We start from the raw sequence: 24,282 nt of genomic DNA on the forward strand, positions 1-24,282 counted from the left end.
AACCATCGTGTGAGCGGATCTGCGTGGGAGCGGGCTTGCCCCGCGATGGCGTCGGCTCAGCCCTCGTCAACCTCACGCCAGAACCGCCGCTCCCTGCGCACACCCTCCACCCCACCCCGACTCCCCAGCACCAACCGCAACGCCCCCTCCACCGCCGTGTCACGCACCGCCACCCCATGCCGCCGATAGCGCTCGATCACCTGCCCATGGGGATGCCCGAAACCATTGTGCCGCCCTCGGGAAATCAGTACCCCGCGCGGCGCCGTGGCCTGGACGAACGGCTCGCTGGACGACGTGCGGCTGCCATGGTGCGGCGCCTGCAACCAGTCCACCCGAGGATCATCGGTCGCGGCCAGCCACGCACGCTCCGCGCCGGCCTCCATGTCCCCGGCCAGCAGCAGGCGCTCCCCATTGGCCTGCACCCGCAACACACAGGAGCGCTCGTTGCTGGAGGCCCCCTGCGGCCAATGCCAAAGCTCGAAATCGACGCCATCCCACTGCCAGCGCTCGCCACTGCGGCAAAGCGACGCCGCTTCCAGCCCGGCAACCTCGCCGGCCAGCACCCGTCCCACCGGCACCCCTCGCCGCACCGCCGCCGCCCCACCAGCATGGTCGGCATGGCCATGGCTGATCAGCATCACATCCAGCGCCTTCACCCCCAGCTTACGCAAGGTCGGCAGCACCACCGTCTCGCCCAGGTCACGGCCACCCTGAGCCGGACCTGCGTCATACAGCAGCGCGTGATTGCGAGTACGCAGCAGCACCGCCAGGCCCTGCCCCACATCCAGCTGCCAGACCTCCACTTGCCCCGGAGGCACCTGCTCGCGTGGTGCCCACAGCGCCAGCAGCATGACCGCGCCCGGCGCCCGCAACGGCACGCCCCGGGGCAGCAACACCAGCACGGCGCCCAGGCACACCAGCAGCCAGGCCCACAACGGCAACGGCTCGGGTATCCAGGCCGGCTGCAGCGCTGCCAATCGCGTCAGCACGGCAAACAAGCCGTCCAACGACAGGCCCGCCAGCCACAGCATCCCCTCCCCCAGCCCAGGCACCGGCAACAGGGCCGTGCCCAGCAACGCCAGCGGCAGCACGCCCAGGCTGAGCCACGGCACGGCCAGCAGATTGGCCAGCGGCGCACTGAGGCTGACGGGCAGCCCCAAGGCCAGCAGCACCGGCAACAACCCCACGGCAATCACCCACTGGGCGCGGGTCCAGGCCTGCCAGGGCCGCCAGGCGCCCAGCCGGGCGGCGAAGCACAACACCAGCACCGTCACGGCAGCGAACGACAGCCAGAACCCCGGCAACAGGCTGGCCAGCGGCTCGACCAGCAGCACGCCCGACAGCGCCATCAGCAACGGCACCCAGGCGCCCAAGTGGCGAAAGCGCAAGCGCCAGAGCAGCACCACCGCCAGCATCAGGCACGCCCGCTGCACCGGCACGCCGAACCCCGCCAGCCAGCCGTAACCCAGTGCCGCTGTCATCGCCAGGCCGCAGGCCCAGGGCAGCCACGGCAGGCGCCGAGGCCAGGCCCCGAGGCGCGCCAGCCCCGCCACCAGCCCGTAGACCAATCCGGCCAGCAAGCCGATGTGCTGCCCGGAAATCACCAGCAGGTGCACCGTGCCGGTGGCCTGCAGCACCTGCCAGTCCTCCCGCGCCAGGCCTGCGCCATCCCCGAGCACCAAGGCGGCCAACGCCGTCTCCCGGCCATGGGCATCGGTGGTCAGCAAGCGCTGGCGCAGGCCGTCGCGCCAACTGCTGGCCGCCTCGCCCTGGCGCGTACCGGCCTTGACCGTGCCGGTGGCACCGACCCGCCGCGCCAACAGCGTGGCCTCCTGATCGGGGCCATAGGGGTTGAGCAGACCCTGCGGCCGACGCAGGTTGACCGCCAGCCGCCAGTGCTCCCCCGCCCGCAGCGGCGGCCCGTCGAACCAGCTCAGTTGCACGCGTTGGGGCAACCGGGCCCGGCGCGACTGCGGCTGCTCCAGCTCGAAACGCACGCCGCGCTCGGTACGGGTCGGCAGGCCGACCACGCGCCCCTCCAGCCACAGCGTGCGACCGTCCAGCGCGGCCGGCAGGCGGTCGTCCAGGGCCTGTTGCGCCGACCAGCAGGCCCAGCACACACCCAGCATCCACCAACCCAGCGGCCAGGCCCGGGTACGCAGGCTGGCCAGAGCCAGCAACAGCAATGGAATCAGCCATCCGACCGGTGGCAAGGCAGGTAAAAAGCGCAGGCTCAACAGCCCGAGGACCAGCGCCAGCATCCCTGTGCGCATGAGATAGAGCTCCAGAAGCGAAAACGGCCCCTGAGGCTTAGCCGATCGGCGGGAAAAACCTGCTAATCAATTGTCACAAACTCTGAACGAGGCTGCGCTTCAATCAAGGCATACTGACGCCCTTCAACCCCGCCGGGAGCCCACATGCCGCGCCGTCTGTTCAAACGCTACATGCCGGACCCGACCAGCATCCGCGAACACAAGTCGTTACGCTTTTTCGGCAAGCTGCTGCACGACCCCAACCTGTGGCACCTGAATCGCCATTCGGTGGCGCGGGCCATGGGCGTTGGCCTGTTCGCGGCGTTGATCCCGATTCCCATGCAGATGCTGCTGGCCGCCGCGCTGGCGATCCCGGTGCGCGGCAACCTGCCGATCGCGGTGAGCCTGGTGTGGCTGACCAACCCGCTGACCATGCCGCCGGTGTTCTTCGTCACCTACATGACCGGCGCCTGGCTGATGCAGGTGCCGCCGCGCACGCTGCCCGACGAGATCACTGTCGACTGGGTCACCGACCAGCTGGCGACGATCTGGCAACCGTTCCTGCTGGGCTCGGTGGTGTGCGGGGTGGTGCTCGGCGTGCTCGCCTACTTCACCACCATGGGCTACTGGCGCTGGTGGGTGGGCCGGCAGTGGCGCCGGCGCCAGTGCCGCTGTGCCCTCACCCGCAGCTCAGGCACGCATGCCGCGGCCGCTGACCAGCAGGCGCACGCACAGCAGGTAGAGCAGCGCGGTGGCCACCAACATGAAGCTGATCGCCGTGCCGATGCTGATGTCCGACACCCCTAGGATGCCGTAGCGGAACGAGTTGACCATGTGCAGCACGGGGTTGGCCAGCGACACGGTCTGCCAGAACGGCGGCAGCAGGTTGATCGAATAGAACACCCCGCCCAGGTAGGTCAGCGGCGTCAGCACGAAGGTCGGGATGATCGAGATGTCGTCGAAGTTGCGCGCGAACACCGCGTTGACGAAGCCCAGCAGCGAGAAGATGGTCGCGGTCAGCAGCACCACGACGATGGTCACGCCCAGGTGATGCACCTGCAGATGGGTGAAGAACAACGACAGGATGGTCACGATCACCCCCACCGCCAGCCCACGCAGCACGCCGCCCAGCACATAGCCGACGAGGATGGTGTGCGGCGACACCGGCGACACCATCAGTTCCTCGATGGAGCGCTGGAACTTGCTGCCGAAGAAGCTCGACACCACGTTGCCGTAGGAGTTGGTGATCACCGACATCATGATCAGCCCCGGCACGATGTACTCCATGTAGGTGAAGCCGCCCATGTCGCCGATCTGCCGGCCGATCAGGTTGCCGAAGATCACGAAGTACAACACCATCGTGATCGCCGGCGGCAGCAGGGTCTGCGGCCAGATACGCAAAAAGCGCCGCACTTCGCGGTAGACGATGGTGTTCAGGGCGACCCAGTTGGTGCGCAGCTCCACACTCATACGGCCACCTTCGACAGGTTCTTTTCCACCAGGGACACGAACAGCTCCTCGAGTCGGTTGGTCTTGTTGCGCAGGCTCTGCACCTCGATGTTCTTCAGCGCCAGCTGGCCGAACAGCGCGGTGATGCCGATGTCCTTGTCCACCTGCACCTCCAGCGTGTGCGGGGTGATCAGGCGGCACGGGTAGCCCTGCAGCTCAGGCGCGGCGGGCAGGTCGTGCTTGAGGTCGAGGACGAAGGTCTCGACATGCAGCTTGCCCAGCAACTGGCGCATGCTGGTGTTCTCGACGATGGTGCCGTGGTCGATGATGCCGATGTTGCGGCACAGCTGCTCGGCCTCTTCGAGGTAGTGGGTGGTGAGGATGATGGTGATGCCCTTCTGGTTGAGCTCGGTGAGGAAGCTCCACATCGAACGGCGCAGCTCGATGTCCACCCCGGCGGTCGGCTCGTCGAGGATCAACAGGCGCGGCTCGTGGATCAGCGCCCGGGCGATCATCAGCCGGCGCTTCATGCCGCCGGACAGCGAACGCGACGGCACGTCGCGCTTGTCCCACAGCCCGAGCTGCGTCAGGTACTGCTCGGCGCGCTCCTTGGCCACCTTGGGCGGAATGCCGTAGTAGCCGGCCTGGGTGACGACGATGTCGAAGGTCTTCTCGAACTGGTTGAAGTTGAACTCCTGGGGCACCACGCCCAGGCAGCGCTTGAGCGCCGCGGGCTCGCGGTCCAGGTCGTGGCCGAACACGTTGACCGTGCCGCTGGTCTTGTTCACCAGGGTCGAGAGAATGCCGATGGTGGTGGACTTGCCGGCGCCGTTGGGGCCGAGCAAGGCGAAGAAGTCGCCTTCGGAAACGTCCAGGTCGATGCCCTTGAGGGCCTGGAAACCGTTGCCGTAGGTCTTGGTCAGCTGTCGGATGGACAGGGCGGAACTCATAGCGGGTCGGGTACCGAGAAAAGGGTGCGGGACACGCCAGGTGAAGTCACTGGCGCAGTGAGTGCGGCCATGGTGCAAGGGCTGGCCGCACAAGTACAGTCACATCTATTGATAATGACTATCGAAGTGGCGTCACGTCAGGGCGGTCATCACCGCTGCCTGGTAGGCCGGGCGCTGCTTGAGGCGCGCGTACCAGGCTTCGAGGTGGCGCATGGCCGGGCGTTCGATGGGCATTTCGAACCAGGCGTAGATGAAGCTGCCCAAGGGAATGTCGCCCATGCCGATCTGCTCGCCGGAGAGGTACGGCTGTTTGGCCAGGGTCTCGTCGGCGATGGCCAGCAACTGGGCGCATTGCTTGTGCGCGGCGTTGATCGCCACCCAGTCGCGCTGGTCCTCGGCGGTACGCAGCAGGCCCCAGAACAGCGGACGGAAGGGGCCGGCGAAGGACGAGGTGGTCCAGTCCATCCACTTGTCGGCCAGGGCGCGCTGGCGCGGGTCGTCGAGGTACCAGCCTTGTTCTTCGCCGTACTCGGCACACAGGTAGCGCACGATGGTGTTGGACTCCCACAGCACCAGGTCGCCGTCTTCGAGCATGGGCACCAGGCCGTTGGGGTTGAGCGCCCGGTAGTGGGGTTCGTTGACCACGCCGAAGGCGCCGCCGGCATCGATGGACTCGAAGTCCAGGCCCAGCTCGTGGGCGATCCACAACGCCTTGCGCACATTGCTCGAATTCTTGCGGCCCCAGATCTTCAGCATGGCAACGTCCTTAATGAATGCGGGAGGGGGGTCAGTCTACTCCAAGTTCGACGACAGCTTTGTAGCGTGTTCGAGATCGAGCGCCGAGTTCGACGATAGCTTTGTAGAGTGTTCGAGATCGAGCGCCGCCCGCGCGGCGCATCGCGACGCAAGGCCGCTCCTACATTTGTTGCAACGTGCCGAACCTGTCAGGCCATGGTTGCCCGCCTTGGTGCATGTCTTGAGACAGGTGGAGCGGCAGTGGTGCCCACGCTGAAACCACGTCGGGCCAACAAGGCGGACCAGGTAATGGCACAGGATTGACTGGCCCGAAACAGATGTGGGAGCGGGCTTGTCCCGCGATGCGCCGCGCGGGCGGCGCCCGATCTCCCAGGCGCAGAACCTCTCTCGGCGAACACCCCTGAGCCCCCAAATCCTATGTCAGATATTTCCGAACCTGAAACCAAATGCTTCAGCCAGCAAAGCTTGGGAACTATCCTACGCGCTTGCCGGAAGCCGCCGCGTTGTCGGGAAAATACCCCGGGGATAACTTCATCGGGTCGCCCAATTGGGTGACCGGGTGTGAGAAACCCGACTACATATGACAACCAGCGGCTTCGTCATGGTGGCCGTGTGCGGGCAGACTTCGGTCTGACCGGGTTTGTCCTATGTCCCGGTTTTCTCACCTCGTACACGGCCGCCACCCTCACCTCGTGAGAAAAGGCCTGGATGGTGGTTTTCAATGACCGCATAGGACTCTCGACCATGAAAAAAATCGTCCCCGACCCACCCCGTCTCTCCCACTTCCTCACCATCCGCCCCACTCTCCCCCGCGACGACGCCATGGCTGCCGCCGTCGAAGTGGCCACCGCCATCTCCGACGTCCTCGACATCTACTTCAAGACCGAGCCCGGCGAAGTCCAGGACCGCCTGTTCACCGCCAGCGACTACCTCGGCCAGCTGGCCTGCGCCCTGCTCGAGCACAAGCCGCAGGTGCAGCCATGAGCCGCGGGCATACCGCGGGCCGCACCACCTGCCTGGACCTGTTCAAGGTCGAGCCGGGCGTGTCCTTCGAGGACGCCTTCAGCGAGTTGTCGGTGCTGCTCGGCTGTATCCGCCACCTGACCTGCGAGGCGGAGATGGAAGGTGACCTGCTGGCCGGCAGCTCGGCGCGGATCCTCAGCGCGATGGCCAAGGCGCTGATCGATGACATGGAGGTGGGGTTGAACAGAAGTAAATGATCCCCGGGGCCGCTTTGCGGCCCTTTCGCGGCACAAGGCCGCTCCTACATGGGATCGCGGCCGTCTGTAGGAGCGGCCTTGCGCCGCGAAAGGGCTGCAACGCAGCCCCACAATCCCTCAACCACCACCGAACTCCCGCCACCCAACCCGGTCAGTCTTCTAAGCAGGCCATCCACCCCAACACGTCTAAGCTCTGTGGATCGCCCCCGCCCCCCGCTTCCAAGGAGGAAGAATCATGCTGCTGTTGTGGTTGCTGGTCCTGGTGCTAGGCGCCGCGTATCTCCTGCATCGGCGCCTGGCGCCACTGCAAATCCTCGCGGCAATCGCCGCCTACACCCTGCTCATGGGCCTGTTCAGCACGGCGCCGGGCTGGCTGCTGACGCTGATCTGGGTAGTGATCGCCCTCAAGGCCGCCTTCTTCGTCCTGCCCGAGATGCGCCGCAAGCTGTTCACCGCGCCGATGTTCAGCTGGTTCCAGCGCACCCTGCCGCCGATGTCGCAGACCGAGCGCGAAGCCATCGACGCCGGCACCGTGTGGTGGGACGGCCACCTGTTCAGCGGCCGCCCCGACTGGAACACCCTGCTCGACTACGACGCGCCCAGGCTCACCGAGGAAGAGCAGGCCTTCATCGACGGCCCCACCGAGCAGCTGTGCGCCATGGTCAGCGACTGGCAGATCGGCCAGGACCTCGACCTGCCGCCGCAAGCCTGGGATTTCATCAAGCAGCACGGTTTCTTCGCCCTGATCATCCCCAAGGAATACGGCGGCAAGGGCTTCTCGGCCTACGCCCACTCCCAGGTGGCGATGAAGCTGGCCACCCGCAGCGGCGACCTGGCCTCCACGGTGATGGTGCCCAACTCCCTGGGCCCGGCCGAACTGCTGCTGCACTACGGCACTGATGAGCAACGCAGCCACTACCTGCCACGCCTGGCCCGTGGCGACGATATCCCCTGCTTCGCCCTCACCGGCCCCCTGGCCGGCTCCGACGCCGGGGCCATGCCCGATACCGGCGTCATCTGCAAAGGCCAGTGGCAGGGTGAAGAAGTCATCGGCCTGCGCCTGAACTGGGAAAAGCGCTATATCACCCTCGGCCCGGTCGCCACCCTGCTGGGCCTGGCCTTCAAGGCCTACGACCCCGACCACCTGCTGGGCGAGCAGACCGAGCTGGGCATCAGCCTGGCGCTGATCCCCACCGACCTCCCCGGCGTGGAAATCGGCCAGCGGCACCTGCCGCTAGGGGCTGCGTTCATGAACGGCCCCAACAGCGGCAAGGACGTATTCGTGCCGCTGGATTGCCTGATCGGCGGCCAGGCCATGCTCGGCAAGGGCTGGATGATGCTGATGAACTGCCTGTCGGTGGGCCGCTCGATCTCCCTGCCGGCGGTCGGCACGGGCGCGGCCAAGTACACAAGCCTGGTCACCGGCCAGTACGCCCGGGTGCGCGAACAATTCAACGTGCCGCTGGCCGCCTTCGAAGGCATCCAGGAGTCCCTGGCGCGCATCGGCGGCAACGCCTGGCTGATGGACAGCGCCCGCCTGCTCACCGCCAAGGCCGTGGACCTCGGGGAAAAACCCTCGGTGCTGTCGGCGATCCTCAAGTACCACCTCACCGAACGCGGCCGCGAGTGCATCCAGCACGCCATGGACGTGCACGGCGGCAAGGGCATCATCATGGGCCCGAACAACTACCTGGGCCGCAACTGGCAAGGCGCGCCGATCTTCATCACCGTCGAGGGGGCCAACATCCTGTCGCGCAACCTGATGATCTTCGGCCAGGGCGCGATCCGCTGCCACCCGTTCGTGCTCAGGGAAATGGCCCTGGCCGGGCGCGAGGACCACGACCAGGCGCTGAACGAGTTCGACGACCTGCTGCTGCAGCACATCCTGTTCGCCGCCGGCAACGCCGCCAGCACCCTGGTGCTGGGCCTGGGCCTGGGGCATTTCGAGAAGGTTCCGGGCGATGCCCTGAGCCAGGGCTACTTCCGCGCCCTCAACCGCCAGGCGGCGGCGTTCGCCCTGCTGGCCGACCTGTCGATGATGCTGCTGGGCGGCGCGCTCAAGCGCCGCGAACGCCTGAGCGCCCGGCTGGGCGATGTGCTCAGCTACCTGTACCTGTCCAGCGCCGCGCTCAAGCGCTACCACGACCTCGGCTCGCCCGAGTACCTGCGCCCGCTGCTGCGCTGGGCGCTGGAGGAAAGCCTGGGGCAGGCCGAGAAAGCGCTGGACGCGCTGCTCGACAACTTCCCCAACCGCTTCCTGGGCTGCGCCCTGCGGGTGCTGGTGTTCCCGTTCGGCCGCCGGCATACCGGGCCCAGCGATGAGCTGGATGCCGAGGTGGCGGCGCTGATCGGCCGCCGCAAAGGCGACCCGGCGCTGGAAGAGCTGCTGGCGGGTTGCTTCAGGCCCCAGGCCGACGGCGACCCGGTGGCCGCGCTGCAGACGGCCTGCGACCTGCTGGACGATGCCGCCCCGCTGCACAAAGCGCTGCATCAGGCGGTCAGGGAAGGCAAGGTGCAGGTGGCACCGGGGCAGTCGGTGATCGACGCTGCCATCGAAGCCGGCGTGTTGCGGGCGGAGGAAGGCCAGCGCCTGCATCAGGCCGAGCAGGCACGCCGAGTGGTGATCGATGTGGATGCGTTCGACAAGGACGTGCTGTTGCCCGAGGCAGGCAAAGTGCGCTGAGCATTGGTCGACCGCATCGCGGGGCAAGCCCGCTCCCACGCCCACACTAGTCGCATCTGTGGGCGTGGGAGCGGGCTTGCCCCGCGATGCGGCCGGTACAGGCTACTGCGCTGCCAGCCCATGCAAAACCGGCGTATACTCCGCCCCCCGTTTCAACCACCCCGAGGACCGCCGCCATGGCCAACCCCCACCTGGAATACCACCTGCAACTGCTCCACCACCTGCGCACCATCCTGGCCGCGCTGGGTGAAGCCGAACAGGTCCCGGAGGAAAGCCACGCCCTGTTCCTCGAGCGCTTCGACGAACTGCTCACCCTGCTGCCCCAGGACCCGCTGCAAAGCCAGTACCTGGGCCAGGACCTGATCTGCCAGGTGATTCAGCGTTATCCGCAGATCGCCCATCTGGTGCCGCGTGACCTGCTGTGGTTCTTTGCTGGTGATTGCCTGCACTTCATGCCGGATGAAGAGCTGGAGCTTTACCAGACGCTGGAAGAGCGACGGTACGAGGCCGAGCAGAACGGTGAAGCGTTTGATTGGCACCAAGAAAAGCAACTGCTGGCTAAGCCTGCTCAGGGTGATATTCACTGATGTAGATGCATCCCGGCCCCATCTGGGCCGGGAACCCCAATCACCTGAGCGGGACAAGTGAATTCACTCCGCCAAATCACGATCTAGCAAATCAGGGGGAATCCTAGCCTTACCCCCAAAAAAATGATGCGCCGAAGAACATAAGAACTCTGCTTCCAGTCGAAGTCGTTCTACCTGCGAAGGGGACTGCTGCCCTTTACTTTCTTCATAACGCCTCCACGCATCGACCGCCCGTTTACATATCTCCAGCTGGACTTCCAAATCCGTCTTTTCGATCGTCACGGTCATTGCTCCTTCCTTGTTCAAGGCAGAATGGAGTGGGATCAGGCGCGCCCAACATTCTCCCCCGACAGAGTAATAACTGATGGTATGAGTACGAACATCGGGCACGTAACGAGTAGCGCCATACCGTTGTACGCCCTCAGACGACATTCGCCAACTAGCAAAATTGATAGGTGTGCTGAGCCAGCTCGCCCTAAAAACCAACCACGCGAGCAAAAAAAAAACGCCACTTCAAACGAAGTGGCGTTTTCAACATGGAGCGGGAAACGAGACTCGAACTCGCGACCCCGACCTTGGCAAGGTCGTGCTCTACCAACTGAGCTATTCCCGCAGGGTGAAGCTTTACCGCATGTGGCGTGAAGCGCCTTGACGACCTTCACCACCGGCACCGTCGGAACGATGCGTTGAAACTGGAGCGGGAAACGAGACTCGAACTCGCGACCCCGACCTTGGCAAGGTCGTGCTCTACCAACTGAGCTATTCCCGCAAATATGGCGTCCCCTAGGGGACTCGAACCCCTGTTACCGCCGTGAAAGGGCGGTGTCCTAGGCCACTAGACGAAGGGGACTAAGCCGACGCTTTTCAGCGCACCAGAACATGAACCTCACGATTCAGCCTGGATTTTCTTTTCCTGCCCTGCCGAAGCAGTGCCGGAGAAACTGGAGCGGGAAACGAGACTCGAACTCGCGACCCCGACCTTGGCAAGGTCGTGCTCTACCAACTGAGCTATTCCCGCAATATGGCGTCCCCTAGGGGACTCGAACCCCTGTTACCGCCGTGAAAGGGCGGTGTCCTAGGCCACTAGACGAAGGGGACACGCTGCTCGCATTACCTATTAAAGTACTGCTTGCTTTCACTCCCTGCCGCGTTTCGCTGTGTGCTTTACGCTGCAAGTGGCGCGCATTCTATGGATGCCTTGGGAGGTCGTCAACCCCTTTGTAGAAATTTATTTAAATCAATGACTTCCCGTCGTCATGGGCGGTGGTGCAGGATGCGTCCGGGGATTGGCGTTGCTTTTCTGACGTTGTCTCGGCAAGCTCGTAGCGATGTGCCACTATCTGTAGGTTTTGGATTACGGGCCGATACATATAAGCAAGGCTCGAGGGCCTCATCGCGGGGCTAGCCCGCTCCCACGAATGCTTCACGGATTCAAGGGCGCGCAGGACTGTCCGCCAGGCTGCACTGTTCGCTTTCGGGCGGACTCACTACACTCTCGATAGATGCAAAACTTCTTCATGAGGCGTTAACGGTGACACCACTTCTGATCACCCTGCTTATCGTTGCGGGTATCGCGCTGCTGATCGTGATCGGCTACCTCAACAATGTGGTCGAGAACGGCAAGCTCGAGCGTGCACGGCTCAAGGTCGAGCTGGCTGACCGCCTGCGCCGCTGCGGCGAAATCACCGAGACCTTCCCCGGGCAGTTCATGACGCCCGCGCTCAAGCTGCTGCTGACCCGCCTCGAACTGAACCTCAACCAGCGTCAGCTAGCCCTGGACAAGCACAGTGGCGACCTCAAGGCGCGCATCGCCGAGCTTGAAGGGCTGATCGGCCAGGGTGAGAGAATCCCGGTCAGCAACCCGCCCTCGCCCATCCAGACCGAGGTAAAGGCCAAGGACGTGCGCTTTTTGCTGGAACTGCTGCACAACCAGATCGTGCGTGCCACCCAGGAGGGGTTCCTCGCGACCAACGAAGGCAAGTACTGGGTCAAGGAGATCCGCCATATCCTGGTGCTGCTGCATATCGAATTCTTCAACAACCTTGGCCAGCAGGCCCTGCAGCAGAACCAGCCGGGGCAGGCGCGCCTGGCGTTCGAGCGCGGCGTGCAGTACCTGCGCAAGCAGCCTGAGCCGAAGCAGTATGAAGAGCAGCTGACTTACCTTGAGAAACTGCTGAACCGGGCCAATGCCCAGGTGCTGGACCAGATGGAGCCGGCGGAGAATGAACAGAATGCGCTGACTCAGGGGCTCAAGACTGATGAGGATGAGACCTGGAAGAAGAAGGTTATTTACGACTGATCGAGATTCTGGGGGCGCTTTGCGCCCCTTTCGCGGCGCAAGGCCGCTCCTACAGGGGATCGCGGTCGCCTGTAGGAGCGGCCTTGTGCCGCGAAAGGGCTGCAAAGCAGCCCCATAAAGAAAGGGGCCTTCGCAGGCCCCTTCTTCATTTCAACAGTCGGTCAACTCGAGGAACACCTCGACCAACCGCTCCAGCCCCGCCTGGTCGACTTCGCTGAAGCGGGCCAGCTTCGGGCTGTCCAGGTCGAGCACGCCGATCAGCCTGCCGGCCTTGACCAACGGGATCACCAACTCGCTGTTGGACGCGCTGTCACAGGCGATATGCCCGGGAAACGCATGCACATCCTCGACCCGCTGGGTCGTGCGGGTGGCCGCCGCGGCGCCGCACACGCCCCGGCTGAACGGGATGCGCACGCAGGCCACCTGGCCCTGGAACGGGCCGAGCACCAGCTCTTCGTTGCGGTTGATATAGAAGCCCGCCCAGTTCAGGTCCTCTACCTGGTTGTAGAGAAACGCCGAGAACTGCGCGGCGTTGGCGATGAAGTCGCGCTCGTCGGCGAACAGCGCCTGCACTTGCGCGGCCAGCAGGTCGTAGCCGTCGAGGCCTTGGCCACTGGCGTTGAGGTCGATCATTTATTTCTGCTCCAGCAATTGCAGCCCGACCCAGTAGCGGGCGAACTGATAGGCACAACGGCCATTACGGTTGCCGCGGCCGGTGGCCCAGCGCACGGCGAGGATGTCGAGCGCTTCGCTGCGCTGCCACTGCAGCCCGGCCGGGCGCGCCAGCTGGCCGATCCAGTGCTCGACCACATTGAGGAAGTGCTCCTGGCTGAACGGGTAGAACGACAGCCACAGGCCGAAGCGGTCGGACAGGGCGATCTTGTCCTCCACCGCCTCGTTGGGGTGCAGCTCGCCGTCGACCATCCTCCAGTTCTCGTTGTCGCTCTGTTTCTCCGGCACCAGGTGGCGGCGGTTGGAGGTGGCGTACAGCAGCACGTTGTCCGGGGCCTGCTCCAGCGAGCCGTCGAGCACGCTCTTGAGCACCCGGTAGTCGCCCTCCCCGGCTTCGAACGACAGGTCGTCGCAGAACAGGATGAAGCGTTGTTCGAGCTTGTGCAGTTGCTCGACCACCCGCGGCAGGTCGGCCAGGTGGTCGCGTTCGATTTCGATCAGGCGCAGGCCCTGGCCCGCATGCTCGGCCAGCAGGGCGCGCACCAGCGACGACTTGCCGGTGCCGCGCGAACCCCACAGCAAAGCATGGTTGGCCGGCATGCCGTTGATGAACTGGTGGGTATTGCGGCCCAGCTGTTCACGCTGCTGGTCGACGCCGATCAGGTCGGACAGGCGGATGTCGAGGCTGACTTCGAGGGGCATCAGGTAGCCGCTGCGGCCGTCGCGCTGCCAGCGGGCGGCCAGGCTGCGGGTCCAGTCGATGTCCGGGCGTGGGGCCGGCAGCAAGGGTTCGAGGCGGGCGAGGACCGATTCGGCGCGGTCGAGGAAAGCGGTAAGGCGGGTGTCCATGAGGGCTCCTGCAAATCAGGTTTCGGTACCGTGCCGGCCCCTTCGCGGGTAAACCCGCTCCCACAGGATCCACTGCCCGCTGTGGGAGCGGGTTTACCCGCGAAGGGGCCGGCACGGACAAAAGCTGAATGTTCGACAGACCCGCCAGCAGCCAGGGCTGATCGGCTATGCTTGCGCAGCGCACGGAGCAAGTAACCGGCTTGGGACCCATGGATATCAAGTTCACCAATCGCCTGTCATACAAGCAAGCCCGGTTGACAGTCCTGGTCGGCTTCATCCTGGGAACATTGCTCAGTCTCATCCAGATCGGCATCGATTATGCCAGCGAAGACGCGTCCATCAACCGTGAAATTCAGGCACTGCTGAAGATCAGCCACGACACGGCCTCGCGCATCGCCTACAACATCGACACGGAACTGGCCCAGGAGCTGACCGGCGGCCTTTTGAAATCGCCGGCGCTGATCCGCGCGCGGCTGATCGACAACAACGACACGGTGCTGGCCGACGTGCAACGGCCCAGCATGGAAAGCCGCTACCGAGCCTTGTCGGACTTTCTGTTCGGCGAGCAACGTCAGTTCCAGGACCGGCTGTTCCTCGCCCACATGCCCGACGAATACCTCGGCACCCTTTACCTGGATGTCGATACCTACACCTTCGGCGGGCGCTTCCTCGATCGGGCCGGGGTGACCCTGGTCAACGGCTTCGCCCGCAGCCTGGTGCTTACCGGCATCCTCCTGGGTCTGTTCTACCTGATGCTGACCAAGCCGCTGGTGACGGTGATCGGCGCGCTCAGCGGCAACGATGCGCGCACGCCCAGGCAGAACCGCGTGGACTGCCCCAGGGGCCACGAGAACGACGAGATCGGTGTGCTGGTGCGGGTCGCCAACCAGCAGTTCGTCAGCATGGCCACCGAGATCCAGCAGCGGCGCACCGCCGAGAACCGCCTGACCCAGTATCTCAACGAGCTGGAAGACATCGTCTCGGCGCGCACCACCGAGCTCAAGGCCAGCAACAACCGCCTGAGCCTGTCCAACCAGGAGCTGGACGAAGCGCGCCAGCGCGCCCTGGACATGGCCCAGGCCCGCGCTGCCTTCCTGGCCAACATGAGCCACGAGATCCGCACCCCGCTCAACGGCATGCTGGGCATGATCGCCCTGGCCCTGGACAGTGGCCTGGCGCCCGAGCAGCGCCAGCAGCTGTCCATCGCCCACGACTCGGGCAAGGTGCTGGTGGAGCTGCTCAACGATATCCTCGACCTGTCGAAGTTCGACGCTGGCCAGCTGGAGCTCGAGCGCATTGCGTTCGACCTCGGCGCCATGGTCGAGGACACCGCCAACCTGCTGTCGCAAAATGCCGCGCCCAGCGTCGAGCTGACCTGCCTGGTCGCCCCGGACTTCCCCAGCACGGTACTGGGTGACCCGACCCGGGTGCGGCAGATCGTCAGCAACCTGCTGTCCAACGCCCTCAAGTTCACCCGTTTCGGCCGCGTCGACGTGCGCCTGAGCAGCATCGTCGGCGGCATCCGCCTGGAGGTAAGCGACACCGGCATCGGCATCCCCGAGGAAGCCCAGGCGCGGATCTTCCAGCCGTTCACCCAGGCCGGCGCCGGCATCACCCGCCAGTACGGCGGCACCGGCCTGGGCCTGGCCCTGACCCGCAACCTGTGCCAGGCCATGCAGGGGCATCTGCATATCCAGTCCGAAACCGGCTTCGGCAGCCGCTTCAGCGCCGACCTGCCGCTACCGGCGCACACCGAGGCGATCCCGCCGGCGCCATTGAACGGGCGGGTGGTGGCCCTGGGCAACCCCGGCAGTGGCCTGGCCGAGCTGCTGGAGGGGCTGTTGCCGCGCTGGGGGCTGGAATACGCGCGTCATGAGGATGCCAAGGACCTGGCCGGCACGGCCGTCGACCTGCTGATCACCGACGACCTGGACCACGTGCTCGACCTGCGCCCGGCCATCGAGGCGCCGATCCTGCTGGTGACCGCCTACGGCAACTTCCTGCCCACCGAGCAGGCCGAGCAACTGGCGCCCTTGCAGCAACTGGCCCGGCCCCTGGCACGCAATGCCTTGTACCAGACCCTGCGCCGCACCCTGCAGGGCGAGCCCAACGCGCCACTGCCCCACGAGGTGCCGGCCTCGCGCGAGCTCAGGGCGCGCATCCTGCTGGTGGAGGACAACCCGGTGAACCAGCTGGTGGCCAAGGGCATGCTGGGCAAGCTCGGCTGTCAGGTGCAGGTGGCCGCCCACGGCCAGGAAGCCCTGGACTGCCTGGAGCAAGGCAGCTTCGACCTGGTGCTGATGGACTGCAACATGCCGGTGATGGATGGCTACGAGGCCAGCCGGCGCATTCGCCAGAGCAGCCGCTGGCCGGAGTTGCCGATCGTCGCGCTGACCGCCAACGCCATGCCCGAGGAGCGCGAGCGCTGCCGCGCCGCGGGCATGAACGACTACCTGGCCAAGCCGTTCCGCCGCGAGGAACTGCTGGCGCTGATCGAGCACTGGGTGCCGGTCAGCGGTTGAGCAGCGGCTCGATCGCCGATTTCAGCGCCTCGGGCTTGGTGGTCGGGGCAAAGCGGCTGACCTTGCCGGTGCGCGGGTCGACCAGGAACTTGGTGAAGTTCCACTTGATCTTCTGCGTACCCAGCACGCCCGGCGCGCGGCGCTTGAGCTCGGCAAACAGCGGGTGGGCGCCGGGGCCGTTGACCTCGATCTTGCGAAACAGCGGGAAACTCACGCCGAAGTTGAGCTCGCAGAACTGCGCGATCTCGCGGGCATCGCCCGGCTCCTGCTTGCCGAACTGGTTGCAGGGGAAGCCCAGCACCACCAGGCCCTGGTCGCGGTACTCCTGCCACAGGCGTTCGAGGCCCTTGTACTGCGGGGTGAAACCGCACTGGCTGGCGGTGTTGACCACCAGCAGCGCCTTGCCGGCGAAGTCGCCCAGCACTTTCTGTTCGCCACCGAGGGTGACGCAGGGGATGTCCAGCAGCGCATCGGCCATGTTCGCTCTCCGTCAATCGCGTGGCTTGAGGTCCAGGCACACCGAGTTGATGCAGTAGCGTAGCCCGGTCGGCGGCGGGCCGTCGGGAAATACATGGCCCAGGTGGGCGTCGCACTGGGCGCAGGTGACTTCGGTACGGATCATGCCGTGGGAGGTGTCGCGGATCTCGATCATCGCGGCTTCCTCGATCGGCGCGTAGAAGCTCGGCCAGCCGCAACCGGAATCGAACTTGGTCTTGGCGTCGAACAGCGGCAGGTCACAGCAGATGCAGTGGTAGATGCCGTCGCGGCGCTCGCTGTTGTACTTGCCGCTGAACGGCCGCTCGGTGCCCTTGAGCCGGCACACCTGGTACTGGGCCGGATCGAGCATGGCGCGCCATTCGTCCAGGGTTTTGTCGATCTTTTGCATGATGGGACCTCGGCAGGCTGATTTTCACCTCGCACCGGCTTTTCCCTGGCGCGGGTGGCACGTATATTAGTTGGCTTCGTGTGCAAGGCAGCCAGTCTGGCACCCGCTTCCCGCCCTTTCAAACCTTTCGAGCAAGGGCGGCGCGTATTCTCACTCGGGATCTCATCATGCAGTTCAGCAAATCGAACAAGCTCGCCAATGTCTGCTACGACATTCGCGGCCCAGTGCTCAAGCACGCCAAACGCCTGGAAGAGGAAGGCCACCGCATCCTCAAGCTGAACATCGGCAACCCGGCGCCGTTTGGTTTCGAGGCGCCGGACGAGATCCTCCAGGACGTGATCCGCAACCTGCCCACCGCCCAGGGCTACAGCGACTCCAAGGGTCTGTTCAGCGCGCGCAAGGCGGTGATGCAGTACTGCCAGCAGAAGGAAATCGAAGGCGTCACCATCGAGGACATCTACCTCGGCAACGGTGTCTCCGAGCTGATCGTGATGTCGATGCAGGCGCTGCTCAACAACGGCGACGAGGTGCTGATCCCGGCGCCCGACTACCCGCTGTGGACCGCCGCGGTGAGCCTGGCCGGCGGCAAGCCGGTGCATTACCTGTGCGACGAGCAGGCCGACTGGTTCCCGGACCTGGACGACATCAAGGCCAAGATCACCCCGAACACCAAGGCCCTGGTGATCATCAACCCGAACAACCCGACGGGCGCGGTCTACTCGAAAGAGCTGCTGCTGGGCATGCTGGAGCTGGCGCGCCAGCACAACCTGGTGGTGTTCTCCGACGAAATCTACGACAAGATTCTCTACGACGAGGCCGTGCACATCAGCACCGCGTCGCTGGCCCCGGACCTGCTGTGCCTGACCTTCAACGGCCTGTCCAAGTCGTACCGGGTGGCGGGCTTCCGCTCCGGCTGGCTGATCATCTCCGGGCCCAAGCACCACGCCCAGAGCTACATCGAAGGCATCGACATGCTGGCCAACATGCGCCTGTGCGCCAATGTGCCGGCCCAGCACGCGATCCAGACAGCCCTGGGCGGTTACCAGAGCATCAACGACCTGGTACTGCCGCCGGGCCGCCTGCTGGAGCAGCGCAACCGCACCTATGAGCTGCTCAATGCCATCCCAGGGGTGAGCTGCGTCAAGCCGATGGGCGCGCTGTACGCGTTTCCGAAGATCGACCCGAAGGTCTGCCCGATCTTCAACGACGAAAAATTCGTGCTCGACCTGCTGCTGTCGGAAAAGCTGCTGATCGTCCAGGGCACGGCATTCAACTGGCCATGGCCGGACCACTTCCGCGTGGTGACGCTGCCGCGGGTGGATGACCTGGAACAGGCCATTGGCCGGATCGGCAATTTCCTGCGCACTTACTCGCAGTAAGCGATACCGTCATCGCGGGGCAAGTCGCATCGGCGCACCGCCGCTCCCACGCGGCCCAGCGTGGGAGCGGGCTTGCCCCGCGATGTTTTCGCCTTACATCCTGCAACGCTCTATCCCACGGTACGCCCGGCATCCTCTGCCATACTCCTCGCGTACACAGTTTGAAATAGTCGCCCGGTTGAATAGCCGCGCCCTCCCCCTTATATACCCCGCAGTACGCAACGAACTTATCCGTCAGGAGAACGTAACAACCATGATGCGCATTCTGTTGTTTGTAGCCACCAACCTCGCGGTGGTGCTGGTTGCAAGCATTACCCTGAGCCTGTTCGGCTTCAACGGGTTCATGGCGGCCAACGGGGTTGACCTCAACCTCGGCCAGCTGCTGGTCTTCTGCGCCGTGTTCGGTTTCGCTGGCTCGCTCGTCTCGCTGTTCATCTCCAAGTGGATGGCGAAGATGACCACCGGCACCCAGATCATCTCCCAGCCGCGCACCCGCCACGAACAGTGGCTGCTGCAGACCGTCGAGGAGCTGTCCCGCGAGGCCGGCATCAAGATGCCCGAGGTGGGGATCTTCCCGGCCTACGAGGCCAACGCCTTCGCCACCGGCTGGAACCGCAACGACGCGCTGGTCGCCGTCTCCCAGGGCCTGCTGGAGCGCTTCTCGCCCGATGAGGTGCGTGCGGTGCTGGCCCACGAGATCGGCCACGTGGCCAACGGCGACATGGTCACCATGGCGCTGGTGCAGGGCGTGGTGAACACCTTCGTGATGTTCTTCGCCCGCATCATCGGCAACTTCGTCGACCGGGTGATCTTCAAGAACGAAGAAGGCCACGGCATCGCCTATTTCATCGCGACCATCGTCGCCGAGCTGGTACTGGGCATCCTCGCCAGCATCATCGTCATGTGGTATTCGCGTCGCCGCGAGTTCCGCGCCGACGAAGCCGGCGCCCACCTGGCCGGCACCGGCGCGATGATCGGCGCACTGCAGCGCCTGCGCTCGGAACAGGGCCTGCCAGTGCACATGCCCGACACCATGAAGGCCTTCGGCATCAATGGCGGCCTCAAGCATGGCCTGGCCGGCCTGCTGATGAGCCACCCGCCGCTGGAAGACCGCATCGACGCCCTGCGCCGTCGCGGTTGATCCAGGCAGCAACAAGAAAGGGCGACTTCGGTCGCCCTTTTTCATTGCCAGTACCGGCCCCATCGCGGGGCAAGCCCGCTCCCACGCCAGCCCGTTTGGTGCAGGCGTGGGAGCGGGCTTGCCCCGCGATGGCTTCAACGCCGAACGCTGTAGACTCGCTCAACCAAACTTTCGGCACCAGCTTTGAGAAACTTCGGACTCTCGCCCAGAATCTCCCGCGCCTCGACCTCATCGACCCGCCACCCGGCAAACCCTGCCCGCACTTCGGCGTCCGGCACCGAGAACGGCGGTCCGTCGATCAATCCCTGGTCGTAATCCAGGGTCAGCAGCAGCCCCCGACAGGTCGCCGGCAGCTGCTCGCCCAGCAACGCCATGTAGCGCTCGCGCATCGCCAGCGGCAAGGCGATCAGCGCCGCCCGGTCATACACCCCCGCGCAATCCGCCAGATCCTCGGCGCGCAGCGCGAACACATCCCCGCACCACAGCTCCACCTCGTCGCTGCGCCACACCTCGAAGGCACCGTGCCGAGAAATTTGCGCCACCAAACCATGTTCGGTGAAGAAGTCCGCCACTGCCCTGCGCGACAGCTCCACCCCCAGCACCCGATAGCCTTGGGCGGCCAGCCAGAGCAGGTCCAGGCTCTTGCCACACAGCGGCACCAGCACCCGCGCGCCAGGGGCCAGCCCCAACGTCGACCAGTGCGCCTGCAGGTACGGGTTCACCTGGGGTTGGTGAAAGCCGATCTGGTTGTCCGCCCACCGCTTGTGCCAGAACGCTGGCTCCATGATTCCTCCCGGTTTTTCGATCAAAGCCTGTGAAAACTTATATTGGATCTCGATCGAAGGCTGATCGAAGATGGCTGCATCTTACCTGCCAGGACCCCGCCATGCTGCCCAGCCTGTTCATCTCCCATGGATCGCCCATGCTCGCCCTGCAACCCGGCGCCAGCGGCCCGGCCCTGGCCGCGCTGGCCCGCGCCCTGCCCCGGCCGAAGGCGATCGTGGTGGTGTCGGCGCACTGGGAGAGCCGCGAGCTGTTGGTGATGGGCAACCCGCAGCCGCCGACCTGGCATGACTTCCATGGTTTTCCGCCAGCGCTGTATGCGGTGCAGTACCCGGCGCCCGGCGAGCCGGCGCTGGCCAGGCGGCTGTCCGAACTTCTCGGGGCCCGGCTGGATGAGCAGCGGCCCTTCGACCATGGTGCCTGGGTGCCGCTGTCGCTGATGTATCCCGAGGCGGATATTCCGGTGGTTCAGGTGTCGCTGCCCAGCCAGGCCGGTCCCGATCTGCAACTGAAGGTTGGTCGGGCGCTGTCGGCACTGCGCGAGGAAGGCATCCTGCTGGTCGGCTCGGGCAGCATCACCCATAACCTGGGCGAGCTTGACTGGCATGCCGGGCCGGATGCGGTCGAGCCCTGGGCGCTGGCGTTTCGTGATTGGGTGGTGGAGCGGTTGAACGCGGGGGATGAGGCGGCGCTTGTGGATTATCGGCGGCAGGCGCCGTTTGCGGTGCGTAACCATCCCAGTGATGAGCACCTGTTGCCGCTGTTCTTCGCCATGGGGGCTGGTGGGCGGTTTGGCATCGTGCACCAGGGGTTTACGCTGGGGGCGTTGGGAATGGATATTTATCGGTTCGATTGAAGGGCGCCGGGGGCGCGTTGCGCCCCTTTCGCGGCACAAGGCCGCTCCTACAGGGGGCGGGTTCAGTTGAGCGTCAGGCAAAAAAAATCCCCGGCCAAAAGGCCGGGGATTTTTTATTGCAGCGCCAGGATCAGTCTTCGCGGTAGCGACGCAGCTTCAGCTGCTTGCCGGCCACGCGGGTGTCCTTGAGCTTGGTCAGCAGGCGCTCGAGGCCGTCTTCCGGCAGCTCGACCAGGCTGAAGCTGTCACGCACCTGGATACGACCGATGGCGTCACGCGCCAGGCCACCCTCGTTGAGGATCGCGCCCAGCAGGTTCTTGGCGGCGATGCCGTCACGGGCACCAAGGGCGGTACGGCAACGCACGCGGCCTTCGGCCAGCGGCATCGGCGCGCGGCGCTCGCGGTCACCACGGTCCGGACGCTCGCCGCGCTCGGTACGCTCACCACGCTCACGCGGGGTGTAGGTCGGCACCAGCGGCTGCTCGCGCTCCACCGAAGCCAGGTCCAGCGCCTGGCCGTTGGTGGCCTTGCGCAGCAGGGCCGCGGCCAGGGCGCGCGGGGTGCAGCCCAGGTCGGCGGTCAGGCGATCGAACAGCTCGCCGTGGCTGGCCTCGGACTCGGCCACCAGCGGCGCCAGGCTCTTGGTCAGTTTCTTGATGCGCGCATCCAGCACGGCTTGCGGGTTAGGCAGGCGGGCTTCGGCGACTTTCTGACCGGTGACACGCTCGATCACCTGCAGCATGCGGCGCTCACGCGGGGTGACCAGCAGCAGCGCACGGCCATCGCGACCAGCACGGCCGGTACGGCCGATACGGTGCACGTAGGACTCCGGGTCGTACGGCATGTCGACGTTGAACACGTGGGTGATACGCGGCACGTCCAGGCCACGGGCAGCGACGTCGGTGGCGACGACGATGTCCAGGCGGCCGTCCTTGAGCGAGTCGATCACGCGCTCACGCTGGTTCTGGGCGATGTCGCCGTTCAGCGCGGCAGCCTTGTAGCCTTTGGCTTCCAGGGCGGCGGCCAGGTCCAGGGTGGCCTGCTTGGTGCGCACGAAGGCGATCAGCGCGTCGAACTCTTCCACTTCCAGCAGGCGCAGCACGGCCGGGATCTTCTGGTCGGCGTGGACCATCAGGTGGGCCTGCTCGATCGCGGTCACGGTCTGGGTCTTGCTCTGGATCTTGACGTGCTTCGGCTCGCGCAGGTGGCGCTCGGCGATGGCACGGATCGAGGCCGGCAGGGTGGCGGAGAACAGCACGGTCTGGCGGGTGGCAGGGATGGCGTCGAAGATCACTTCGAGGTCATCCATGAAGCCCAGCTTGAGCATCTCGTCGGCTTCGTCGAGTACCAGGTACTGGACGGTGGACAGGACTTTCTCGTCGCGGCGCAGGTGGTCGCACAGGCGGCCCGGGGTGGCGACGACGATCTGTGCGCCATTGCGAATGGCACGCAGCTGTGGGCCCATCGGGGCACCACCGTACACGGCCACCACGTTAACGCCCGGCATCTGCTTGGCGTAGGTTTCGAAAGCGGTGGCTACTTGCAGCGCCAACTCACGGGTTGGCGCCAGGATCAGGGCTTGCGGTTCGCGCTTGCTCACGTCGATCTTGTTGAGGATCGGCAGGGCGAAGGCAGCGGTCTTGCCGGTGCCAGTCTGCGCCTGGCCGATCATGTCGTGACCGGCGAGGATGATCGGGATCGACTGTTGCTGGATGGCCGACGGCTCTTCATAGCCGGTGGCCAGGACGGCAGCAACGATGTTCGGATTGAGTTCGAGAGCGGCGAATCCGCCGGTTTCCTGGGTCATGGGTCTGCCTCTAGGTGCATCCGCAAAGACCCATGCTCCAAAGCTGCACATGCCTTGAAAGACCAAACGGTCACCCAGGCAGCTTTGGCGGCGGGGATTTGCGAAAACGATTGAAATAGGAACGTCTTGGGAAGGTCCGCCTAGCGGACGCGCAGCCGAAGCTGGATTCGGAGGATTTGCACCACCTGATTTTGAGGTCCGCTAAAAGACCGGCGCGTACTATACCCGAAATAGCCGTGAATTGTGAGAAATATTTCGACAGTGACGACCCACATTGGATCCAGGCTGAATCGTTTCCCTGTAGGAGCGGCCTTGTGCCGCGAATGGGCCGCAATGCGGCCCCAGGATGTGTGCCTACCTCAAGATCGCCGGGGCCGCTGTGCGGCCCTTTCGCGGCACAAGGCCGCTCCTACAGGGGGCGCACACTCGGATCAGGTCGCCGGGCGGATTTCCTTGATCAGGTATTCCAGCGAATAGCCCAGACGCGGCGCCAAAGCTTCGGCCCGGGCCCGCACGGCATCAATATCCAGCGCCTGCTCCAGGTCCGCCGGCACCAGCAGGATCACGTTGCCCTCCTTCACCGGCAGCTCCCAGTAATGGCGGTGGTACAAACCACGCAACAAGGCCGCGCCCAGCGGCTTGCCGTCGTCCCCGGCCCACTGGTTGATCACCAGCCAGCCATCGGGATTCAACTGCTTCTGGCAGTTTTCCAGGAAGCCCCAGGCCAGGTGGCCGACACCAGGGCCATAGTCGGTATACAGGTCGACGAACAGCAGGTCGGCCTTCTCCGCGCTGGGCAAAAGCTCGAGGGCGTCGCCCACCCGTACATACAGCCGCGGGTCGTCGTCCAGGCCCATGTACTCCATGGCCAGGCGCGGCACGTCGGGGCGCAGCTCGATGGCCTCGACATCCTCCAGCGGCAGGAACTTCAGGCACGCCTGGGTCAGGGTGCCGGCGCCAAGGCCGAGAAACAGCGCGCTCTCCGGCTGGCCGTGGCACAGCGCGCCAACCAGCATGGCGCGGGTGTAGTCGTACTCCAGCCAGCTCGGATCGGCGGTGAAGGTGCAGCTCTGCTCGATGGCGTCGCCGAACTCGAGGAAGCGATAGTCATCCACCTCGTACACGCTGATGACACCAAAGGCGTCCTCGACCCGTGCCAGCAGCCGCTCTTCCCGCTCCGTCGCCATCCTT

At 65.2% G+C, this 24,282-nt stretch carries 21 protein-coding genes, 5 tRNA genes and 1 pseudogene; 10 read left to right on the plus strand and 17 right to left on the minus strand.

Going from position 1 to position 24,282, the window contains the following annotated elements; all coding sequences use genetic code 11:
* Window positions 1-56: 56 nt before the first annotated feature.
* Window positions 57-2,273: a DNA internalization-related competence protein ComEC/Rec2 gene (locus tag VUG52_RS19660; protein WP_331831960.1), complete on the minus strand. Its 2,217-nt coding sequence runs from the start codon at window positions 2,271-2,273 to the stop codon at window positions 57-59.
* Window positions 2,274-2,417: 144 nt separating this feature from the next.
* On the opposite strand from VUG52_RS19660, the gene VUG52_RS19665 reads away from it, so the two are divergent.
* The gene (locus tag VUG52_RS19665) at window positions 2,418-3,059 is read left to right on the plus strand and encodes a DUF2062 domain-containing protein (RefSeq protein WP_052896362.1); all 642 of its coding nucleotides are present in this window, start codon (window positions 2,418-2,420) and stop codon (window positions 3,057-3,059) included.
* Here the strand turns inward: VUG52_RS19665 and VUG52_RS19670 are convergent.
* The 3 genes from VUG52_RS19670 to VUG52_RS19680 all read right to left on the minus strand — a co-directional run bounded on the left by VUG52_RS19670 (window position 2,943) and on the right by VUG52_RS19680 (window position 5,407).
* Window positions 2,943-3,722, minus strand: a complete 780-nt coding sequence (locus VUG52_RS19670) for an ABC transporter permease (RefSeq protein WP_028690974.1) — start codon at window positions 3,720-3,722, stop codon at window positions 2,943-2,945. The genes VUG52_RS19665 and VUG52_RS19670 overlap by 117 nt on opposite strands.
* Window positions 3,719-4,651: an ABC transporter ATP-binding protein gene (locus VUG52_RS19675; RefSeq protein ID WP_028690973.1), complete on the minus strand. Its 933-nt coding sequence runs from the start codon at window positions 4,649-4,651 to the stop codon at window positions 3,719-3,721. Before VUG52_RS19675 ends, VUG52_RS19670 begins: the two co-directional genes overlap by 4 nt.
* A gap of 132 nt (window positions 4,652-4,783) precedes the next feature.
* Window positions 4,784-5,407: a glutathione S-transferase gene (locus tag VUG52_RS19680; RefSeq protein ID WP_331831961.1), complete on the minus strand. Its 624-nt coding sequence runs from the start codon at window positions 5,405-5,407 to the stop codon at window positions 4,784-4,786.
* A gap of 744 nt (window positions 5,408-6,151) precedes the next feature.
* Here VUG52_RS19680 and VUG52_RS19685 point away from each other — a divergent pair.
* The 4 genes from VUG52_RS19685 (at window position 6,152) to VUG52_RS19700 (ending at window position 9,897) form a co-directional block, all read left to right on the plus strand.
* A complete protein-coding gene (locus VUG52_RS19685; protein WP_186716206.1) occupies window positions 6,152-6,391 on the plus strand; it encodes a hypothetical protein in 240 nt (79 codons plus the stop codon).
* Window positions 6,388-6,627: a DUF3077 domain-containing protein gene (locus VUG52_RS19690; protein WP_331831967.1), complete on the plus strand. Its 240-nt coding sequence runs from the start codon at window positions 6,388-6,390 to the stop codon at window positions 6,625-6,627. The genes VUG52_RS19685 and VUG52_RS19690 overlap by 4 nt, the downstream gene beginning before the upstream one ends.
* Window positions 6,628-6,862: 235 nt before the next feature.
* Window positions 6,863-9,310 carry an acyl-CoA dehydrogenase gene (locus VUG52_RS19695; RefSeq protein ID WP_331831968.1) on the plus strand — a complete coding sequence of 816 codons (2,448 nt, stop codon included), beginning with the start codon at window positions 6,863-6,865 and terminating at the stop codon, window positions 9,308-9,310.
* Window positions 9,311-9,486: 176 nt separating this feature from the next.
* Window positions 9,487-9,897 carry a PA2817 family protein gene (locus VUG52_RS19700; protein WP_331831969.1) on the plus strand — a complete coding sequence of 137 codons (411 nt, stop codon included), beginning with the start codon at window positions 9,487-9,489 and terminating at the stop codon, window positions 9,895-9,897.
* Window positions 9,898-9,960: 63 nt separating this feature from the next.
* Here VUG52_RS19700 and VUG52_RS19705 read toward each other — a convergent pair whose 3' ends face one another.
* The 6 genes from VUG52_RS19705 to VUG52_RS19730 all read right to left on the minus strand — a co-directional run bounded on the left by VUG52_RS19705 (window position 9,961) and on the right by VUG52_RS19730 (window position 10,995).
* Window positions 9,961-10,185, minus strand: coding sequence for a hypothetical protein (locus VUG52_RS19705; protein WP_220689930.1), 225 nt, complete (start codon window positions 10,183-10,185; stop codon window positions 9,961-9,963).
* Between the two features lie 249 nt (window positions 10,186-10,434).
* Window positions 10,435-10,510: transfer RNA gene (locus tag VUG52_RS19710), tRNA-Gly, on the minus strand.
* Window positions 10,511-10,590: 80 nt separating this feature from the next.
* Window positions 10,591-10,666: transfer RNA gene (locus tag VUG52_RS19715), tRNA-Gly, on the minus strand.
* A 5-nt stretch (window positions 10,667-10,671) separates the two neighbouring features.
* A tRNA-Glu gene (locus tag VUG52_RS19720) sits at window positions 10,672-10,747 on the minus strand.
* Window positions 10,748-10,839: 92 nt separating this feature from the next.
* Window positions 10,840-10,915, minus strand: a tRNA-Gly gene (locus tag VUG52_RS19725).
* A 4-nt stretch (window positions 10,916-10,919) separates the two neighbouring features.
* Window positions 10,920-10,995, minus strand: a tRNA-Glu gene (locus tag VUG52_RS19730).
* Window positions 10,996-11,428: 433 nt separating this feature from the next.
* Between VUG52_RS19730 and VUG52_RS19735 the strand changes: the two genes are divergently transcribed.
* A complete protein-coding gene (locus VUG52_RS19735) occupies window positions 11,429-12,196 on the plus strand; it encodes a hypothetical protein (RefSeq protein ID WP_050704683.1) in 768 nt (255 codons plus the stop codon).
* A 150-nt stretch (window positions 12,197-12,346) separates the two neighbouring features.
* Here the strand turns inward: VUG52_RS19735 and VUG52_RS19740 are convergent, their stop codons facing one another.
* Both VUG52_RS19740 and VUG52_RS19745 read right to left on the minus strand, forming a co-directional pair.
* Window positions 12,347-12,829, minus strand: coding sequence for a GAF domain-containing protein (locus VUG52_RS19740; RefSeq protein ID WP_050704682.1), 483 nt, complete (start codon window positions 12,827-12,829; stop codon window positions 12,347-12,349).
* Entirely contained in the window at window positions 12,830-13,717 is an 888-nt protein-coding gene (locus tag VUG52_RS19745) for an ATP-binding protein (protein ID WP_331831970.1), read from the minus strand.
* Between the two features lie 167 nt (window positions 13,718-13,884).
* On the opposite strand from VUG52_RS19745, the gene VUG52_RS19750 reads away from it, so the two are divergent.
* Window positions 13,885-16,239: a response regulator gene (locus tag VUG52_RS19750; protein WP_050704680.1), complete on the plus strand. Its 2,355-nt coding sequence runs from the start codon at window positions 13,885-13,887 to the stop codon at window positions 16,237-16,239.
* Here the strand turns inward: VUG52_RS19750 and VUG52_RS19755 are convergent.
* Together VUG52_RS19755 and msrB are read right to left on the minus strand one after the other, a co-directional pair.
* Window positions 16,229-16,717, minus strand: a complete 489-nt coding sequence (locus VUG52_RS19755; protein ID WP_232856392.1) for a glutathione peroxidase — start codon at window positions 16,715-16,717, stop codon at window positions 16,229-16,231. The two genes, VUG52_RS19750 and VUG52_RS19755, sit on opposite strands and share 11 nt — an antisense overlap.
* Before the next feature lie 12 nt (window positions 16,718-16,729).
* Window positions 16,730-17,125, minus strand: coding sequence for a peptide-methionine (R)-S-oxide reductase MsrB (gene msrB, locus VUG52_RS19760; RefSeq protein ID WP_050704678.1), 396 nt, complete (start codon window positions 17,123-17,125; stop codon window positions 16,730-16,732).
* A gap of 167 nt (window positions 17,126-17,292) precedes the next feature.
* On the opposite strand from msrB, the gene VUG52_RS19765 reads away from it, so the two are divergent.
* Window positions 17,293-18,504, plus strand: coding sequence for a pyridoxal phosphate-dependent aminotransferase (locus VUG52_RS19765; protein WP_050704677.1), 1,212 nt, complete (start codon window positions 17,293-17,295; stop codon window positions 18,502-18,504).
* Window positions 18,505-18,757: 253 nt separating this feature from the next.
* Window positions 18,758-19,645, plus strand: coding sequence for a protease HtpX (gene htpX / locus VUG52_RS19770; protein WP_262950942.1), 888 nt, complete (start codon window positions 18,758-18,760; stop codon window positions 19,643-19,645).
* Between the two features lie 134 nt (window positions 19,646-19,779).
* Here htpX and VUG52_RS19775 read toward each other — a convergent pair whose 3' ends face one another.
* Window positions 19,780-20,430: a thiopurine S-methyltransferase gene (locus VUG52_RS19775; protein WP_331831977.1), complete on the minus strand. Its 651-nt coding sequence runs from the start codon at window positions 20,428-20,430 to the stop codon at window positions 19,780-19,782.
* 101 nt (window positions 20,431-20,531) lie between these two features.
* Here VUG52_RS19775 and VUG52_RS19780 point away from each other — a divergent pair, with 101 nt between their 5' ends.
* Complete coding sequence (locus tag VUG52_RS19780; protein WP_050704675.1) at window positions 20,532-21,284, plus strand: DODA-type extradiol aromatic ring-opening family dioxygenase; 753 nt, start codon at window positions 20,532-20,534, stop codon at window positions 21,282-21,284.
* A 130-nt stretch (window positions 21,285-21,414) separates the two neighbouring features.
* Here VUG52_RS19780 and VUG52_RS19785 read toward each other — a convergent pair.
* Window positions 21,415-23,125: pseudogene (locus VUG52_RS19785) on the minus strand (DEAD/DEAH box helicase).
* Between the two features lie 397 nt (window positions 23,126-23,522).
* Complete coding sequence (locus VUG52_RS19790; RefSeq protein WP_331831978.1) at window positions 23,523-24,278, minus strand: spermidine synthase; 756 nt, start codon at window positions 24,276-24,278, stop codon at window positions 23,523-23,525.
* Window positions 24,279-24,282: the final 4 nt, after the last annotated feature.

Source organism: Pseudomonas sp. LH21 (assembly GCF_036549575.1).
Taxonomy (GTDB): Bacteria; Pseudomonadota; Gammaproteobacteria; order Pseudomonadales; family Pseudomonadaceae; genus Aquipseudomonas; species Aquipseudomonas peradeniyensis.